Here is a 15,799-nt window from a genome sequence, read left to right on the forward strand (position 1 = left end):
ACCATGAGAGATATAGACAGATATACTCATTTTTCTATTAGTTTTGATATTAACACTTGTGTATTCCCCTCTAGAAAGATACTCTAATAGCTAAATTTTGCAACAATTGAACTAAGTTCAGCACAGCTGTTACAGAGATGGTGCAATAATGGAAAATTCTACTATCAGAATTATTTCTCTGATTCCTAGTGGAACAGAGATTTTAGCAGCTTTGGGTTTAACGGATGCAATTGTCGGGCGATCGCACGAATGTGACTATCCTCCAGAAATCACAGATCGTCCTATTTGTACTCAAGCTCGCTTAGATGGCAATATTCCCAGCAGTAAAATCCATGATCAGATCAATGGTTTGCTACAATCTGCTCTCAGTATCTATGATGTCAAGACAGAGACTTTAGAAAAATTACAACCTACCCATATCTTGACCCAAGACCAATGTAAGGTTTGTGCAGTTAACTTTAAGGAAGTAGAAAAAGCAGTTGCCGAACTTACCCAAAGTCAACCTCAAATCATTTCCTTACAACCTAATCTCCTGGAAGATGTTTGGCATGACATTGAGCGGGTAGCGCATATCTTTGATGTAGATGCAGTTCAGGTGTTAGAAAACTTAGAGGCTCGTGTCAAAATTTGCCAAAAGAGAATCCAAGGACTATCTTTGGCAGAATTACCAACTGTCGCCTGTATCGAGTGGACAGATCCTCTCATGGTGGGAGCAAATTGGATTCCTGAATTAGTCAACTTGGCTGGGGGACAATCACTATTTTGTGTGACTGGTCAATCTTCTCCGCATTTGCGATGGGAAACACTCTTAGTCAGCAATCCCGATATTATCGTATTTATGCCTTGCGGTTTTGACTTGCATCGTACCCGTCAGGAAGCCCAAATCATCACCCAAAATCCTGAATGGGAAAAACTCCACGCGACTAAAAGCGGTAGAGTCTACATCACTGATGGTAATGCCTACTTCAACCGTCCAGGGCCAAGGCTAGTAGATTCTCTGGAAATTATGGCAGAAATTTTACATCCAGAAATTTTTGACTATGGTTATAGAGGCACCGCTTGGGAACGCTTGTGAATTTAAAAGACAAAACAAAGGAACTATCTTAACTAGATTTTTTGAGTTGATTGAGGTATTCAATTAAAGTTCTTAAAGCGTTAGTTAGTGCAACTTCACTGATTATCACTGAGTGTTGCTGGCCATGATCTGCTACAGTCAACCTATATTGGAAGCGATCGCACTGAGAATTACCAGACATCATTTGCTCAGGTAGATGAAAAAAATCTGCCCCCTCCAGCAGTTGTGACAGTTCCTCAGTTACCTGGAGTGGGAGATTATTAGTATCAACAGTGATTTTTTGACTAATCCCAGTAAAGCCACCTGTGCGTTCTAACGATACCAGCATTTTCGAGAGGGATAAATACTCAAAGCCATTGACACTCCCCACGGCTGAAGCCGGGGGATTCCAGCGTCACTGACGTTCCTTGCTTTTACTGGACTTGCGTCCAACAGAAGTAGAGGAAACATCTCGACTGGCGTTACTTCCCGGATGCCCTCCGGTAGCGGCAGTTGCTCCCCTTGGGGAGACCCCAAGACCGCACTGCCTTGCCTTTGCACGACTCAAAATTACTTTGGCAGCATTCACATCACGTTGTTCAATGTGTCCACAATGTAGACAAGAATGAGTTCTGGTGCTAAGTGATTTCTGGACTTTAGCACGACAATTACTACATTCTTGACTGGTGAAATGAGGCGGAACAGCAATTATTTCTCGTCCTAATTTCTCCCCAAAGTATTCGAGCCATTGGCGGAAATTGTACCAAGACGCATCAGAGATGCTCTTAGCAAGCTTGTGGTTTCTCACCAACCCACTAACATTTAAATCTTCCAAGACAACCTTAGCGTTAGCTAGGCATAAGTTACGCGCCAACTTTTTGGCGTGTTCATTCCTTTGTCGAGTTACTTTTAAATGTTTTCGAGCATAAACACCACGAGCTTTTTTTCTGCCAGATGACCCCTTTTTCTTTTTATAAATATTGCGCTGAACCCTTTTAATATCTTTCTCAGCTTTACGCAAATATCGTGGGTTTTCTTCATGCTTGCCATTGCTATCAGAGTAGAAGTATTCCAATCCCACATCAATGCCAATTTCAGATGTGGTTATTGGTACTTCCTGCTTATTATCAACTTTCACGCAAAACTGCACATAGTATCCATCTGCACGACGAACAATCCTAACTCGCTTGATTAGCTCAACAGGATAAGTATGAATATCCCATTTACCTAATAATTTGAGTTCACCAATACCTTTCTTATCAGTGAAAGTAATACGTCGTTTTGTTGGGTGAAGTTTCCAAGATTGTTGTTTATATTCAACAGAGCGACTATGTTTTTTGAATCTTGGATAACCTTTCTTGCCTGGTTTTTTAGCTTTGCAGTTAGCAAAAAATCTATTGATAGCACGTTCTACATTTTCCACAGACGCTTGACAAGCATGACTGCTCAAATCTCTAACAAATTCAAATTCTGCTCGTAACTGAGTGTTGTATTGGTACAATTCTTTCTTGCCAATACCACGATTATCAATCCAGTATCTAAGCACCTTATTTCTGACGAATTGACTTATGCGGATAGCTTCATCTATAGCTTTGGCTTGTGCCTTTTTGACAACTGCTTTGTACTCCATTACTAACACTCTTGAATCACCCCCTTGTATTTGATAGATTATATTTAGTATATACACAATATCTAAGTATGACAACTAAAAAAAGATTAAAAAATGTGCCAATTTTGCATGATGAAATTAAAGAAAGGCATCAGATAGTAGTTACGCCTACCGCTTGGAAAAACATGAAAATGGAGTCCAGCAATAGAGGTATTAGCGTTAGTGAATTAATTGAAGAGTTTGGACGGCGAATAAATTCGCCTGCGGCTAACCCCCATGTCTAAAGCCAGGGGCTAGCCCGCCGCAGTTATATTGGTCTAGCAAATTACGAATTACGTAGCTTGCTTCAGCGTAGCGGTATTACGAATTACGAATTAACTCAAAACTCCCACCTCTTGCCAAGCTTTCTGTACGGCTTGATGTTCTAAACTTCCATCTCCGTAGAGTTCGCTGGCTATTTGCACAGTCACATGGGCAGCTTTTTTAAAATCAGCTTTAGAACGCAGGCGATCGCATAAAGCAATATACCAAATTTTCCCGGCTTTCTCCCAAGCGTACCCCCCTATTTCCATAGCGGCTAAATAGAAAGCACGGTTAGGAATACCTGAGTTGATATGTACCCCACCATTATCAGCCCAGCCTATATATTGCTCTTTGACATGGCCTGGTTGGGGGTCTTTACCCAATACAGGATCATCATATGCTGTTCCTGGGTCTTTCATAGAGCGAATACCAACACCTTTGACACTTGGCATCAATAAACCCTCACCAATAATCCAATCAGCCTCTTCTACTGTCTGATTTTTTACCCTCTGTTTTACCAAAGCACCAAATACATCAGAGAAGGATTCGTTTAACGCTCCTGGTTCACCATAATATATTAATGCAGCCTCATACTGAGTTACACCATGTGTTAACTCATGTCCAATCACATCAATACACTTAGTGAAGCGATCAAATAATTCTCCATCACCATCACCGTAAACCATCTGGTCGCCATTCCAAAAGGCGTTTTCGTATTTCACACCATAATGCACTGTTGAATCTAAACGCAGTCCTTTATTATCAATAGAATTGCGCTCAAATATTTCGTAAAATAAATCATAAGTCGCACCAGCCGCATCATAGGCTTCGTTGACTGTTTCATCCTCACTCGGAGGATCACCTTCGCTTCTGACTATAGTTCCTGGTAGTAACTGAAGATTTTTAGCATCATAAACTGTGCGGCTTTTTTCACCAGGGGAAGGTGCAAAAGAAATATTGCCAACAATGTCTCTACGTCCGCGCAACTGTGCCGAAAGATTTAATGTATGGAACGCCCAATTGCGCTGTTGTTCTGTACCATTCACCGCTACATTTTCCAGGATATGCGGCGGGATAACACAACATATAGGACATCTTGTTTTGCTGGAATGATCACAATTGAATCTAGATGATTTCTGTTTATTCCTAGCCATCTAATACAGTCTCCTTTGGTAATTAAGTAAGGAACAACCGTGGATAAAACACCACGGTTGTCATGTCAGGAGCAGAGGGATTAATGGAGATGGCGATTCCCTGGTTGATATTCTGATGAATCTTTTCTACTTTTTATTGTCTAATAAATCTCTCAAAAATCAATAGGTTTTTGAACAACCAATCAAATTTTGATATCCCGTAAAAATCATTTTTTATTTATATTCATAAATTTGTAATCCCTGATTATTTTTAGTAATTAAAAATAACTAAAAAAATACTCACATCAAGAATAATGTAGATATTTTGATGGGGTTATTACTCAATAGATTACATACACGAATTAAAATTATGTAGATTAAGCCAGTAATATCTCTATTACTGACAAGATAATTTTTTCTAGTGGTTAATGTTAAATTATATTGCTAAAAAAATAGGCTATCTACTTTCGTCAATTACTAACTGACAACAGAAATTGACTGATAACATTTCTGTATTAAGAATGCCATATTTGGCACAATGTTAATACTTCGGAGATTGCTGATTAACTTGATTACCAGAATCGGCAAAAAAATGGCGATCGCTTTTTTGGTATGTTAGTAGCAATAATCAGCTAGTCAAGTCAATGATCCTGTAGAGAAAATCGAACCACATTTTTGATATCTGACGCACCCTACTAATATGCCAGTTGCGTAAGTCCTGACTCATTACTCATTACTTATTACTCATTACTCATTACTCATTACTCATGCTCTACGTCACTTACTTCAAAAGTGCTGTAAACTATCCTGTTGTCCGCTAAAAAAGTTTGTTTCAAGGCGCGTTTTAACTAGCCATTCAACAAATTCTGCTTTGTATTCTTCTGTTTTCTTTATCATAAAGAAAATTGAAAATGCAAGTGAAGGTAATACAGTTGATAATGGACGGGCAATTATTTTGGGAAAAGGGTAGAATTGAGAACCAGAGAATTTTTCAACAGATGCAAAACGTCCAGCAATATTTTTATAAAATTGAATTGTATCATTTTTAGAAAATACTCTTACATGAGCAGATATTAACTTTGAACAAGTTGGGTGCATCCCAAAAATACCTAAAATGCGGTTATGGAAAGAAAGTACATTTGGTACGCCCAAATACAAATAACCCCCTATTTTTAAAGTTCTAAATATTTCGTGATTTATCCAGAATATTTCTTTTGTGTGTTCTAAAATTTGGTTAGCTATAATCAAGTCAATAGATTCATTTTCAAAAGGTAGATACTGATTTTCAATGTTAAGTGAAATAGGTTCTATACCTCTTTGTATTAATGTTTGTATATTCCAATTGCCATAATCAATACCAATACATTGAGCTTCTGGGTTATCCTGTTTGATGATTAGTAAATCTTCACCAGTCCCACATCCTAAATCTACACATTTTTTAATATTTAATCCTTGAATATTTTTTTGTAAAATGTGCCTTCCATAAGTTTCATTATGGTCAACAATTGTGAGTCTGCTTGTAGTACCAGGTGTCACTTTCTTAAACATTTAATTTTCCTTTTGATTTAGTTGAACAATAATGCTCACCAAGGTATCTGCTGTTTTTGTTACAAGATAATTGTTCAGTGTAGTAGTTATTGCTAGTAAATCATCATATTACGTGACTTGACCTACAGCATCTAAGCACAGCGATCGCACCATAGCCATCATTGTAAATTTATGTAAAAAAAGCGATCGCCTCTGAACATCTTTTGTCAGGCGATCGCTTCACAAAAATTTAGATGACAGACTCAGCAAGTGCTGAATCTAGAGCAGGTAGTAGTAAAGTCAAGGAAAAAATTATTTGTTATCTCCCCCCTGCCTCCTGCCCCTCCGCAATTGCTCCACTTGGGCAAAGCCCAAGACCGCATTGCTCTCTGCCCCCTGCCTTCTTACACATCCTGCTCGCTTAACTCACGAGTAATGTGGTCAAATGGCTCATCAACGAAAGCAGTGTCAGTTATACCCGCACCAGCTACTTGTTCTTTCACCAAATCCTTGAGAATTTGCACACCGCGAACTGTGGGAGCAATAGGCACACTCAAAGAATTGTAGGTTTCTCTAAGACCTTGCAGAACACGCTCATCTAAAACGTTGGTATTACCAGCAACCAGCGCATAAGTAGCGTAGCGCAGGTAGTAGTCCATATCTCGCAAACAAGCTGCGTAACGACGAGTTGTATAAGCGTTACCACCAGGACGAATCAATTCTGGCAGTTCGTCAAACAACTTCACACCAGCTTGCTTCACCAGGGCAGCCGCATTCGAGTTAATTGCAGCCGCAGCTTGCACGCGAGCTGTGCCACTCTCAAAATAGGATTTCAAGCTATCAATCGCATTCCGGTCAAAATAACGACCAGTTACGTCATAATTCTTAATTAAGGTTGTTACCGCGTCACGCATTCCTTCTTCTCCCAATCGTTGCTATCGTGGTTTGATATTTATTTGGTTGCACTTACGCACCAGTAAATTTTTGTGCTATTTAAATATAGATTTGGCACAAAAACCATTTATCCATTATTTAAGGATTCTATGTCAAAGTTGACCCCTCTGAGATTAACTTTCCCTCTTTTGTGCAGATGTCGAAAGAAAGGTTAATATTACCTGTAATCCAGATGATCTGTAACAACCACTACAAAACTCTCTAATGTTGAGAATCTACGATATTTCAGGTGTGTCACAACTTTGTTCCGCTCAGTAGGGTTAGGATGCTTTGGCAAGATTCTGGTTTGACGTTAAGAAATTGGCAGAGAAGGAGTAAAAATGACAACCCCACAAGAAGTCTTGAAAATGATTCAAGACCAAAACATCCAGATGATTGACCTAAAATTCGTCGATACCCTCGGCACTTGGCAGCACCTCACCGTGTTCCAAGACCAGATTGACGAAAGTTCATTCTCTGATGGTGTACCCTTCGACGGTTCCAGCATCCGGGGTTGGAAAGGCATCGAAGAATCAGACATGACAATGGTGCTAGATCCTAACACCGCTTGGATCGACCCATTCATGGAAGAGCCAACATTAAGTATTATTTGTAGCATCAAAGAACCCCGTACTGGCGAATGGTACAACCGTTGCCCACGGGTTATCGCCCAAAAAGCCATAGACTACTTAGTGTCTAGCGGTCTGGGTGACACTGCTTTCTTTGGCCCTGAAGCTGAATTCTTCATCTTTGATGATGTCCGCTATGACCAAACTGCCAACGAGGGATACTACCACGTAGATTCAATAGAAGGCCGTTGGAATTTCGGTAGAAAAGAAAGCCCCAACCTTGGTTACAAAACTCGCTTCAAAGAAGGTTACTTCCCCGTTTCGCCAACAGACACCTTCCAAGATATGCGGACAGAAATGCTGTTGACGATGGCAAAACTAGGTGTGCCTATTGAAAAGCATCACCACGAAGTAGCCACTGGCGGTCAGTGCGAATTGGGCTTCCGCTTTGGTAAGTTAATCCAAGCTGCTGACTGGTTGATGACCTATAAATACGTCATCAAAAACGTAGCTAAGAAATACGGCAGAACCGTTACCTTCATGCCCAAACCTGTGTTTGGTGATAACGGTTCTGGGATGCACACCCACCAGTCTATTTGGAAAGATGGTAAACCTCTGTTTGCCGGTGACAAATATGCTGGTTTAAGTGACATGGCACTGTACTACATTGGTGGTATCCTCAAACACGCACCAGCATTGTTGGCTATCACCAACCCCTCCACCAACTCCTACAAGCGTCTAGTACCTGGGTATGAAGCACCTGTAAACTTGGCTTACTCCCAAGGTAATCGTTCCGCTTCTGTCCGTATTCCTCTCTCTGGCACTAACCCCAAAGCCAAGCGTTTAGAGTTCCGTTGTCCAGACGCTACCTCTAACCCCTACTTGGCATTTGCAGCTATGCTGTGTGCCGGTATTGATGGCATCAAGAACAAAATCCATCCCGGTGAACCTTTAGATAAAAATATCTATGAACTCTCTCCAGAGGAACTGGCGAAAGTTCCTTCCACCCCCGGTTCTTTAGAATTGGCGTTGGAAGCACTGGAGAATGACCACGCTTTCTTGACAGAATCAGGCGTATTCACTGAAGATTTTATCCAAAACTGGATTGATTACAAGCTAGCTAACGAAGTTAAGCAGTTACAATTACGTCCTCATCCCTATGAGTTCTATCTCTATTACGACGTTTAATTAACATCTGTTGGCAATCTATAATTCCAGAGATAAAATTGGCCACCCTTGGGGGTGGCTTTTTTTTGGAGTGGTCACGATATCTGAGAACTTCGTTATTTTTTCCTAGCTCATGGCCGCATTGCTGCGACCGTAAATCATTCTTGTTGTAGGATCAATCTTCCCTTGAATGGGATTCCAATAGTGGGATACTTCTTCCGCAGGAAGACCCATCTCTTGTGCTGCACGCATCAGCATCGATTGTTGACGATTTTTGATTTGCTGATACTGGCGGATCATAATCGCACGAGATTTTTCTTGAATAGACATAACACTGCCTCCCTATGGATTTACAAATATTAGATTCATCTGTAGTTCTGTGTTAATCAATTTAGCAAAAATTCTGTAACATAAACTACTAAATTTGGTTTTTGTTATAAAACTTAATATTACTGTAATTTTAGTTACTCTATTTTTATGAATGGTTTGCGGACAAAATTCCTATTCTCTCTAGACTGTAAGAAATACTGATCTCCAGCCTGATGATCTAATCTTTACCGTTGTTTACATTTGTTGAGGCAAAAATATCAAGATTTCATCATTAAATTAAGATTTACTACCAATTTCAACAACGAGAACCGGAAAATGGCTGTTGCTACTGGTTAACGTGTGTAAATTTTGATGCTTTTTATCTCTGCCGCAAGGTACTTTCCAGATTTAATTGATTTAGAATCACTATTGTAAAGAAATGTTATGTTCTTGTGCCTAGTTTCTCACCAACACAGGTGAAGAAACCCCAGGCCAGGATCAAATCCGCCATAGTTAATAAATTTCCACTAAAACCATGACAGTTATTTATCCACGAAAATTCCAAAATAGTTTGAGTGCGCGAGATGTACTCAAACAGGTAGTGAGCGATCGCGAAATTCACTTGATCACTCTCAACCGCTATCGTTATAGTGAGCAGCGTAGCTGTAAAGATTTAACTGATTTAATAGAACGACTCAACGGTAAACCACCAGAACTGATTAGAGATTTATCACACCACATCGCTGATGAAGCGCGTCATGCTATGTGGTTAACTGATTTATTAGTGGAATTGGGGGCAAATGTTGGTACACCCCCAGGTTCGTCTTATATAGATGAATTTGAAAGATTGCTAGACAAAGACGCATACAATTCTCCAGAGCAATTAGAATCAGGCTTAATTGCTGGTTTAGCTGCCATCAACGTCACCGAAAAACGAGGTTGTGAGTATTTTTCTGCTCACATTTACGCCCTCAAACAAGCACCCCAAACCGCAGAAAATATTAAAATCCGCCAAACGATTGAAAAGATTCTCCCAGAAGAAGCCGGACACGTCCGTTGGGGTAATCGTTGGTTAGCACAGATAGCAGATAAAAGTCCTGAACATCGCCAAAAAGTTGAGCAAGCCAAGCGCAAATATGCGGCTATTGAACAAGCTGCTTTTGAGTCAGGAATGGATATTACCCTTGGTGCAGAATTGCGACGGGTAGCTAACCTTGTGGAAGTAGCAAATACAATGCCAGTCTGGGAACGTCCTCAATATCTAATGGAACGCTTACCCCAAACTTTGTTAGCACCAAATTTACAATTTACTAGACTTCAGGCCGCACAAAAAGCTTGGCAACGTGACCCAGAGGCATTTTTTGATAAATTTGTGCCAATGTTTTTAAATGGCCTGCAAAAACAAAAAAATCAGCCCAAGACAAGCAAGCCATAAGGGACTCGAATTAACAATTTTCAGGATTCAAACTCAATACATCATTTAGGGGTGTAAAAGTGTACACCCCTACTCAAGTCTGCAAAAGATTAGCTCAAAACCTGGTGAATACAAAATTTTTTGACCCTGTTGTCTGATTGTAAATTAACCTAACTGACCCCTGCTAATGAAATCATTATATTTGGTCTGAAGAGTGGTGATGCTGTCAATTAGGTAGTTAATTACTAGGTAGTTGTAATCCAAGATTTTAAAAACTTGTGTTCTTCCTAAAAAAGCTAGTTAAAAGAGTGGAATATTGTTGGATTTTATCGTCACAAAACAAATAAAATCTGTGATGACTAAACAGTAGGATAGGTAATTCTTTGTGATTCTATTAAACTCCTGCGTCCACTACCCCGAACTGGTTTAGCACCTTCTGGTTCATTACGTTGATTTTGAGGTTTTAATGACAGTAAATCTTGTGCAGTAGTTGAGGAAATGACCAAATTTTGATTGATCATTTTGGGGAAATTAACTGTTAGGGAAGCAAATACCAGACTGGAAATTAATAACGGAACAGTAGCACGCATTTTAGGAATCTCTTTGTGAACTTTCTTATTTACTGCTACTGGGATTTTTGATCTAAGTCCGGAAAAATCTAAAAAAAAGTAGTGCTTTTTACTGAAATTTTTTTTGCATAGGATATAATTCATGGCTCTCAACTAAGAGCCAGTTACCAGAATCATTTAGACGACCCCAAACAGTTAGGTGTTGTTGATGACTTAAGTTTTGCAGCTGCGCGTCTATGTGCGATCGCCAGGTCACAAGCTGCCAAGTTTGCCCTAGATTAGCAGCTGGAGCAGTGACAGTGAAACTGTAATCCTGCTGATTTAAAATCTCAAGAATGCCTGTAAAGCAGTTAGTTCCCCGTGTAAATACTTGATTGATATCTGAGTGGTAATACTGATCTACGGTAGGGGGACAATTACCACTAGTGGGATAGGCTTGAGGCTCATTGACATAATACGTTTGCCATTGCAGCCATTCTGGATGATCGGGTACAAGATTAAATAAAGGTATGATAGCGGCTGGGGCTTGCTGGTCTTGCAATAAAGCCTCCTGCAAAGCCTTGACAGGTAAATCTCGCGGTTGACAATTTAACTCTACACACATAGCAGCAGCCATTCCCGCCGCTTGACCGATACCCAAGACTACAGGCTGTAATCTCGTTGCACCATTGGCAATATGAGAAACAGAAATATTTTTTTCACAGACTAATAAACCGTCTGTAGTAGCTGGAACTAAACAACGGTAGGGAATAGTAAAAGGTGTTCCCGTCCAGCGTCCTCCCCAACGGATGGATTTTGGTTGTAGTGGCAAGTCAAAACCGGGATAATGATGATCATTAGCGTAATTACCAATTGCGATCGCGTCCTCAAATAAAGCAGCTACCCTACCCCCTGGCACTGGTAAAATATCTTGTTCCTTCACCGTCCTCAGTCCTACCAAGCGGCGACTTTCTCTGTAATAGGGATGCAGAGCAAACCCTGCATCAGTATGAGGAAAAACTTGCTCTGCTAAACCATAACGCCTACCTAGCTGATTTTGAATAAAATGGACAAAATTTTGACTATGCCAGCGAGATTCTTGTAAAAAATCACTCTTATTTGTGGCTGACTCTATCAGTCGTCCTACTCCTTCACCATAGTCATTACCACAGATAGGCCAGTTAATCATAAATAGATTACCTGGCAAGCGACCATAGTTCAAGAATTTCTCTGCACCGTAGTTTTCCCAAGCACCGATAAACAACGAAGCATCATAATTTGGTGCTGGGGGAATTTCTGGGGCGACATCTGCGCCAAAATCTTGCATTAAGACTACCCAAGTCGGTGACTGTACAGGATATTTAGCAGTAATGGCGTTAAATTCAATAGGTGCGCTGGGTTCTTGCCATTCTGACTGGAGTTCCCAACCCCAACGGTAAGGTATTTCTCCTAAAGCTAATAAATCTCCTAACTCTGTCCCATCGAGAATCACTTTGGCTTGCACAGTAAAATCTGCAAACCGGACACCAGTAATACAGTTATCTTGCTTGAATACTTCTAGGGGGACTTGTCCAGAAATCCAATGCAGATTTGCTAAATCTTTCACCCAATCAGCAAAAATTTCTGCTCCTACACGGGGATCATAACTAAAAAAGCTCACCCAACTGTTATTTAATCCCCCTGGTTGTCGTTGCTCTAATTCTCCCAAAAACGCGCCCCATATCCCTGTTTGAAATGCCATTAATTCATTCCCATCAGGTGCGGATACTCCAGCAGCAGTTAACATTCCCCCCAACCAAGGAAATTCACTCACCAGGATAGTGTTAGCACCCAGCCGCGCCGCTTGAATAGCCGCAGCCGTCCCGCCAGTACCACCACCGACAACTAAGACATCAGTTATATAAGTTTGATCAGTCATGCGTTAATCTCACTAGATTTTTGACAATTTTGATATGATTCAGAAATGTCAAATTTACAACTTCTGAAATGGTTAAAAAAAAGCGACCACGAGAGCATATTATTGCTGATTTAAGTATTAATTATGTTGAAAGATATATTTTTTTATGTGGTTACTCGGTAGAACGTATACAGCATGATTACGGCTACGATCTAGTGATGTTTACCTATGATATCAATGGTGAAATTGAAAATGGTCAAGTTTATATACAGCTAAAAGCTACTGATTACTTAAAGACACTCACAGATGAAAAAACCATTGCTTTTAAGCTAGCAAGAGCAGATTTAGAGTTGTGGTTATTCGAGCCGATGCCTTGTATTTTAGTAATATATGATTCCCAATCAAGTCAAGCTTATTGGTTGTATCTGCAAGCATATTTTGAAAATATAAAGCGATTTAATATAGCACAGCTTGGCGAAAGTGTAACTGTTTATTTGCCGAAGACTAATATAATAGATGTAGAAGCTATAAAACAATTTAAACAATATCGGGATGATGTTCTAAGCCAGTTAAAAGGAGTGATTCGCCATTATGACTAGGGAGATTAAGTTTACTGAGCTTGAACAGTTACTTTTAGATATAGGTTTTGTGAATATACCAACTACTGGCTACCACAAACTGTTTGAGTATCCCCAATTAAATGCTATGGTTGTTTTACCGAATTATGAAAAACAACAGTGTGTAAATCCCATACATTTACTTACTGTACGGCGAATCCTCTCAGAAAACGGTTTAATGGATGCCAGCGTATTTGACAATCTATTAGAAAAAGTAGCAAGTTAGTCATAATTTATTACAAGTTTTTGGGATTTTTTAACAACAATACTAAGACTGCGCCTGAAAGAATACCACCTATCCACCCAAATAAAGTATTAACTAAAATCCACCAGCCGGCTTGCTCAACAAATTGCCGCAGCAGCCACCATTGGATAATGCCGACGATGAAACCTACTAAAGCTACGGATACTCCCATTAAATCATTCAAATCCTCAGATATGGTATGGGCTAGGATGAGAGAAATACAAGCCCCTAAAGTAGTTCCTAATAGCCACCATTTTTGAGATATGGGAATGTGTTGTCGTAGCAGTAGTAATTGCATGAAGCTAATGGTTAAGGCCATGGTTGCAGCTACAGCTTGATAACTCAAGATTGTACCGAAGATAGGCTCTACTATGACAGAGGCGATCGCAGCAAAAATAAATCCGCCAATCAAACCCACAACATTAACTAATACCCATTGGAAATAAAAACCTAACCCTACCTTGGGGCGTTCCGCAGATACAGCAGGTGCAGCCGACTGAGACGGTTGTGGTATCTCTTGACGATACTGGGGTGGAACTGGAGGCGGAGGGGAATATAAAGGAGGCTGAGAATTAATTGGTGGCTGTGGTGCTGAATTAAAAGGTTGTGTTGGTGTATACCCTGGATTAGTCGGTGTTTGTGTCGGTGCGTAAGGATTCCCCAACTGCTGCAAGGCGGCTAAAGCTTCTACCGCCGATGGGTAGCGTTGCCGAAAATCGTAACGTACCATTGTGTCTATAACATCCGCCAAAGCTGGGCTGACTTGTACCAAGTGTCGCCACCGGATTTCTGCCGTTTGGATATCTTCTTCTAATTGATGGGGCAATAATCCCGTTAAAGCTTGAATACCAATCATTCCCACCGCATATACATCACTGCTTAACCTTGGGCTACCGCGACTCTGTTCACTGGGCATATAACCAGCCGTCCCAATACCCACAGTCATTTTAGTCACACCTTCGCCAGTCACGACCTGCGTACTAATTTGTTTCACCGCCCCAAAATCAATTAGCACAACTTTACCGTCACTCTTGCGGCGAATCAGGTTTGGTGGCTTGATATCCCGGTGAATGACTTGATTTTGATGGACAAAAGCTAATGGTTGCAGAATATTTTGTAACAGCGAAATGGTGTAAGCTTCACTCAACTTTTTGCCGGGTGTCAGTTCATCACTGATAGGATGACCATCAATAAATTGTTGTACAAGGAAAAATTCTTCGTTTTCTTCAAAGTGCGCCAATAGTTGGGGAATTTGGTCATGAGTCCCTAACTTGTGCAGTAATTGTGCTTCTGATTGAAATAATCGCCTAGCAACTTGTAATGTCATGGGATCAGTTGCCATTGGTTTGAGTAGCTTGACGACACAAAGACTGTCGTACAGTTTCGTGTCCTGAGAGATAAAAGTTTGACCAAAACCACCAGCACCCAAGACTTTGGTGATTTTATAGCGTCCATCTAGTAACTGACCCAACATATTAGGCGATTCGCACAGCAGAATGTTTGTATTTTAACCCTACTCTTGCATATGCCAATAGGGTGTAGGGGGAGTGAGAGAAAAAAGGTGTGGGGAGTGTGGGGAGTGTGGAGGGTAATTTTTTGGATACTTAGCTAGAAATCCCACACAAAATTTCGTGTACCCGTGTAGGGGAAGCACAACTAAATATCAACAATTAAAAAATGTCCTACGTTGTGGATATTGTGTTTATGTAGTATTAAAATTTAGGGACAGCATTAATAATAACTAAATATGACTGCCATTATTCCTGGAAAAACCTTATCTGTAGAGCCATTGATAGAAAAAGAATCAGAAGCCCCATCTATCAAAGAAATTGCTCGTATACTACAAAATGACGGTTCTCATCTCAAGTTAGTTAGTGCGAACGGGGAAGACATGATGATTCCCGATGCGGTTGCTCAGGTTTTGCATCAAGTTATTCAGGCGATCGCATCAGATGAAGCTATATCTATAGTTCCACAAAAGAAAGAACTCACAACCCAACAAGCTGCTGATTTACTCAATGTTTCCCGCCCTTATTTAATTAAATTATTAGAACAAGGTGATATTCCTTACATTAAGGTGGGAACACATAGGCGTGTGCGGTTTGATGATTTAATGAAGTACAAACAGGAGCGAGATACTAAGCGCAGACAACTATTACAAGAACTAATTGAAATGACAGAAGCAGCTGGTTTGTATGAGGATGATGATTAATTATTTGACACTCCCCCGACCGCTTAAACTTCGCTACGCTCGTTTAAGCAAAAAGTCGGGGGATTCTCCAAGAAGCACTTAGAAGGGACAGTCAAAAGTCCCACTACCTGCTCGACATCACTGAACATACGACACCCATGAGTCTTGCAGCTACGTTATTCAATTAATTAAATGCTTTCCGGGGTTCTCCACTAAGCCAATGTTGCGGTACACTCAGCTACTTGCCATTACTTACATTCTTGGGATATCGACTCAATGCGATT

General features: G+C 40.4%; 16 protein-coding genes. 7 read left to right on the top strand and 9 right to left on the bottom strand.

Annotated features, from left to right (window positions below; all coding sequences use genetic code 11):
* Window positions 1-148 precede the first annotated feature (148 nt).
* Entirely contained in the window at window positions 149-1,075 is a 927-nt protein-coding gene (locus ACPZ3T_RS22510; RefSeq protein WP_490271677.1) for a cobalamin-binding protein, read from the top strand.
* Window positions 1,076-1,103: 28 nt separating this feature from the next.
* On the opposite strand, the gene ACPZ3T_RS22515 is transcribed toward ACPZ3T_RS22510, so the two are convergent.
* Complete coding sequence (locus ACPZ3T_RS22515) at window positions 1,104-1,445, bottom strand: protealysin inhibitor emfourin (RefSeq protein WP_490271680.1); 342 nt, start codon at window positions 1,443-1,445, stop codon at window positions 1,104-1,106.
* A 24-nt stretch (window positions 1,446-1,469) separates the two neighbouring features.
* The gene (locus ACPZ3T_RS22520; RefSeq protein ID WP_490271682.1) at window positions 1,470-2,693 is read right to left on the bottom strand and encodes an RNA-guided endonuclease InsQ/TnpB family protein; all 1,224 of its coding nucleotides are present in this window, start codon (window positions 2,691-2,693) and stop codon (window positions 1,470-1,472) included.
* A 59-nt stretch (window positions 2,694-2,752) separates the two neighbouring features.
* Here ACPZ3T_RS22520 and ACPZ3T_RS22525 point away from each other — a divergent pair, with 59 nt between their 5' ends.
* Window positions 2,753-2,947, top strand: coding sequence for a hypothetical protein (locus ACPZ3T_RS22525; protein ID WP_490271683.1), 195 nt, complete (start codon window positions 2,753-2,755; stop codon window positions 2,945-2,947).
* 90 nt (window positions 2,948-3,037) lie between these two features.
* On the opposite strand, the gene ACPZ3T_RS22530 is transcribed toward ACPZ3T_RS22525, so the two are convergent.
* The 3 genes from ACPZ3T_RS22530 to apcB form a co-directional block, all read right to left on the bottom strand.
* Window positions 3,038-4,120 carry a M4 family metallopeptidase gene (locus tag ACPZ3T_RS22530; protein ID WP_490271684.1) on the bottom strand — a complete coding sequence of 361 codons (1,083 nt, stop codon included), beginning with the start codon at window positions 4,118-4,120 and terminating at the stop codon, window positions 3,038-3,040.
* Between the two features lie 765 nt (window positions 4,121-4,885).
* Window positions 4,886-5,647, bottom strand: coding sequence for a class I SAM-dependent methyltransferase (locus tag ACPZ3T_RS22535; RefSeq protein WP_490271685.1), 762 nt, complete (start codon window positions 5,645-5,647; stop codon window positions 4,886-4,888).
* 383 nt (window positions 5,648-6,030) lie between these two features.
* Window positions 6,031-6,540, bottom strand: coding sequence for an allophycocyanin subunit beta (apcB, locus tag ACPZ3T_RS22540; protein ID WP_490271686.1), 510 nt, complete (start codon window positions 6,538-6,540; stop codon window positions 6,031-6,033).
* Window positions 6,541-6,900: 360 nt separating this feature from the next.
* Between apcB and glnA the strand changes: the two genes are divergently transcribed.
* On the top strand, window positions 6,901-8,316 hold the full coding sequence (gene glnA, locus ACPZ3T_RS22545) for a type I glutamate--ammonia ligase (RefSeq protein WP_490271687.1): 1,416 nt from the start codon (window positions 6,901-6,903) through the stop codon (window positions 8,314-8,316).
* 105 nt (window positions 8,317-8,421) lie between these two features.
* On the opposite strand, the gene gifA is transcribed toward glnA, so the two are convergent.
* On the bottom strand, window positions 8,422-8,625 hold the full coding sequence (gene gifA, locus ACPZ3T_RS22550; RefSeq protein ID WP_490271688.1) for a glutamine synthetase inactivation factor IF7A: 204 nt from the start codon (window positions 8,623-8,625) through the stop codon (window positions 8,422-8,424).
* A gap of 514 nt (window positions 8,626-9,139) precedes the next feature.
* Here gifA and ACPZ3T_RS22555 point away from each other — a divergent pair.
* Window positions 9,140-10,039, top strand: coding sequence for a ferritin-like domain-containing protein (locus tag ACPZ3T_RS22555; RefSeq protein ID WP_490271689.1), 900 nt, complete (start codon window positions 9,140-9,142; stop codon window positions 10,037-10,039).
* Window positions 10,040-10,377: 338 nt separating this feature from the next.
* Here ACPZ3T_RS22555 and patX read toward each other — a convergent pair whose 3' ends face one another.
* Both patX and ACPZ3T_RS22565 read right to left on the bottom strand, forming a co-directional pair.
* Entirely contained in the window at window positions 10,378-10,608 is a 231-nt protein-coding gene (patX, locus tag ACPZ3T_RS22560) for a heterocyst-inhibiting protein PatX (RefSeq protein WP_490271690.1), read from the bottom strand.
* Window positions 10,609-10,696: 88 nt separating this feature from the next.
* Window positions 10,697-12,484, bottom strand: a complete 1,788-nt coding sequence (locus ACPZ3T_RS22565) for an FAD-dependent oxidoreductase (protein WP_490271691.1) — start codon at window positions 12,482-12,484, stop codon at window positions 10,697-10,699.
* Window positions 12,485-12,552: 68 nt separating this feature from the next.
* On the opposite strand from ACPZ3T_RS22565, the gene ACPZ3T_RS22570 reads away from it, so the two are divergent.
* Window positions 12,553-13,062, top strand: coding sequence for a DUF4365 domain-containing protein (locus ACPZ3T_RS22570; protein ID WP_490271692.1), 510 nt, complete (start codon window positions 12,553-12,555; stop codon window positions 13,060-13,062).
* Window positions 13,055-13,306, top strand: coding sequence for a type II toxin-antitoxin system HicA family toxin (locus ACPZ3T_RS22575; protein ID WP_490271693.1), 252 nt, complete (start codon window positions 13,055-13,057; stop codon window positions 13,304-13,306). The genes ACPZ3T_RS22570 and ACPZ3T_RS22575 overlap by 8 nt, the downstream gene beginning before the upstream one ends.
* 10 nt (window positions 13,307-13,316) lie before the next feature.
* On the opposite strand, the gene ACPZ3T_RS22580 is transcribed toward ACPZ3T_RS22575, so the two are convergent.
* The gene (locus ACPZ3T_RS22580) at window positions 13,317-14,798 is read right to left on the bottom strand and encodes a protein kinase domain-containing protein (protein WP_490271694.1); all 1,482 of its coding nucleotides are present in this window, start codon (window positions 14,796-14,798) and stop codon (window positions 13,317-13,319) included.
* A gap of 273 nt (window positions 14,799-15,071) precedes the next feature.
* Here ACPZ3T_RS22580 and ACPZ3T_RS22585 point away from each other — a divergent pair, with 273 nt between their 5' ends.
* Complete coding sequence (locus tag ACPZ3T_RS22585) at window positions 15,072-15,536, top strand: helix-turn-helix domain-containing protein (protein ID WP_490271695.1); 465 nt, start codon at window positions 15,072-15,074, stop codon at window positions 15,534-15,536.
* Window positions 15,537-15,799 lie beyond the last annotated feature (263 nt).

The organism is Aliinostoc maniaoense (genome assembly GCF_058172895.1).

What these genes read in the sequence shown, in the direction of transcription:
- ACPZ3T_RS22510 (WP_490271677.1), top strand. Translation starts at nt 149, where the DNA reads ATGGAAAATTCTACTATCAGAATTATTTCTCTGATTCCTAGTGGAACA.
- ACPZ3T_RS22525 (WP_490271683.1), top strand. Translation starts at nt 2,753, where the DNA reads ATGACAACTAAAAAAAGATTAAAAAATGTGCCAATTTTGCATGATGAA.
- ACPZ3T_RS22530 (WP_490271684.1), bottom strand. Translation starts at nt 4,120, where the DNA reads ATGGCTAGGAATAAACAGAAATCATCTAGATTCAATTGTGATCATTCC.
- ACPZ3T_RS22535 (WP_490271685.1), bottom strand. Translation starts at nt 5,647, where the DNA reads ATGTTTAAGAAAGTGACACCTGGTACTACAAGCAGACTCACAATTGTT.
- apcB (WP_490271686.1), bottom strand. Translation starts at nt 6,540, where the DNA reads ATGCGTGACGCGGTAACAACCTTAATTAAGAATTATGACGTAACTGGT.
- glnA (WP_490271687.1), top strand. Translation starts at nt 6,901, where the DNA reads ATGACAACCCCACAAGAAGTCTTGAAAATGATTCAAGACCAAAACATC.
- gifA (WP_490271688.1), bottom strand. Translation starts at nt 8,625, where the DNA reads ATGTCTATTCAAGAAAAATCTCGTGCGATTATGATCCGCCAGTATCAG.
- ACPZ3T_RS22555 (WP_490271689.1), top strand. Translation starts at nt 9,140, where the DNA reads ATGACAGTTATTTATCCACGAAAATTCCAAAATAGTTTGAGTGCGCGA.
- patX (WP_490271690.1), bottom strand. Translation starts at nt 10,608, where the DNA reads ATGCGTGCTACTGTTCCGTTATTAATTTCCAGTCTGGTATTTGCTTCC.
- ACPZ3T_RS22565 (WP_490271691.1), bottom strand. Translation starts at nt 12,484, where the DNA reads ATGACTGATCAAACTTATATAACTGATGTCTTAGTTGTCGGTGGTGGT.
- ACPZ3T_RS22570 (WP_490271692.1), top strand. Translation starts at nt 12,553, where the DNA reads ATGGTTAAAAAAAAGCGACCACGAGAGCATATTATTGCTGATTTAAGT.
- ACPZ3T_RS22575 (WP_490271693.1), top strand. Translation starts at nt 13,055, where the DNA reads ATGACTAGGGAGATTAAGTTTACTGAGCTTGAACAGTTACTTTTAGAT.
- ACPZ3T_RS22580 (WP_490271694.1), bottom strand. Translation starts at nt 14,798, where the DNA reads ATGTTGGGTCAGTTACTAGATGGACGCTATAAAATCACCAAAGTCTTG.
- ACPZ3T_RS22585 (WP_490271695.1), top strand. Translation starts at nt 15,072, where the DNA reads ATGACTGCCATTATTCCTGGAAAAACCTTATCTGTAGAGCCATTGATA.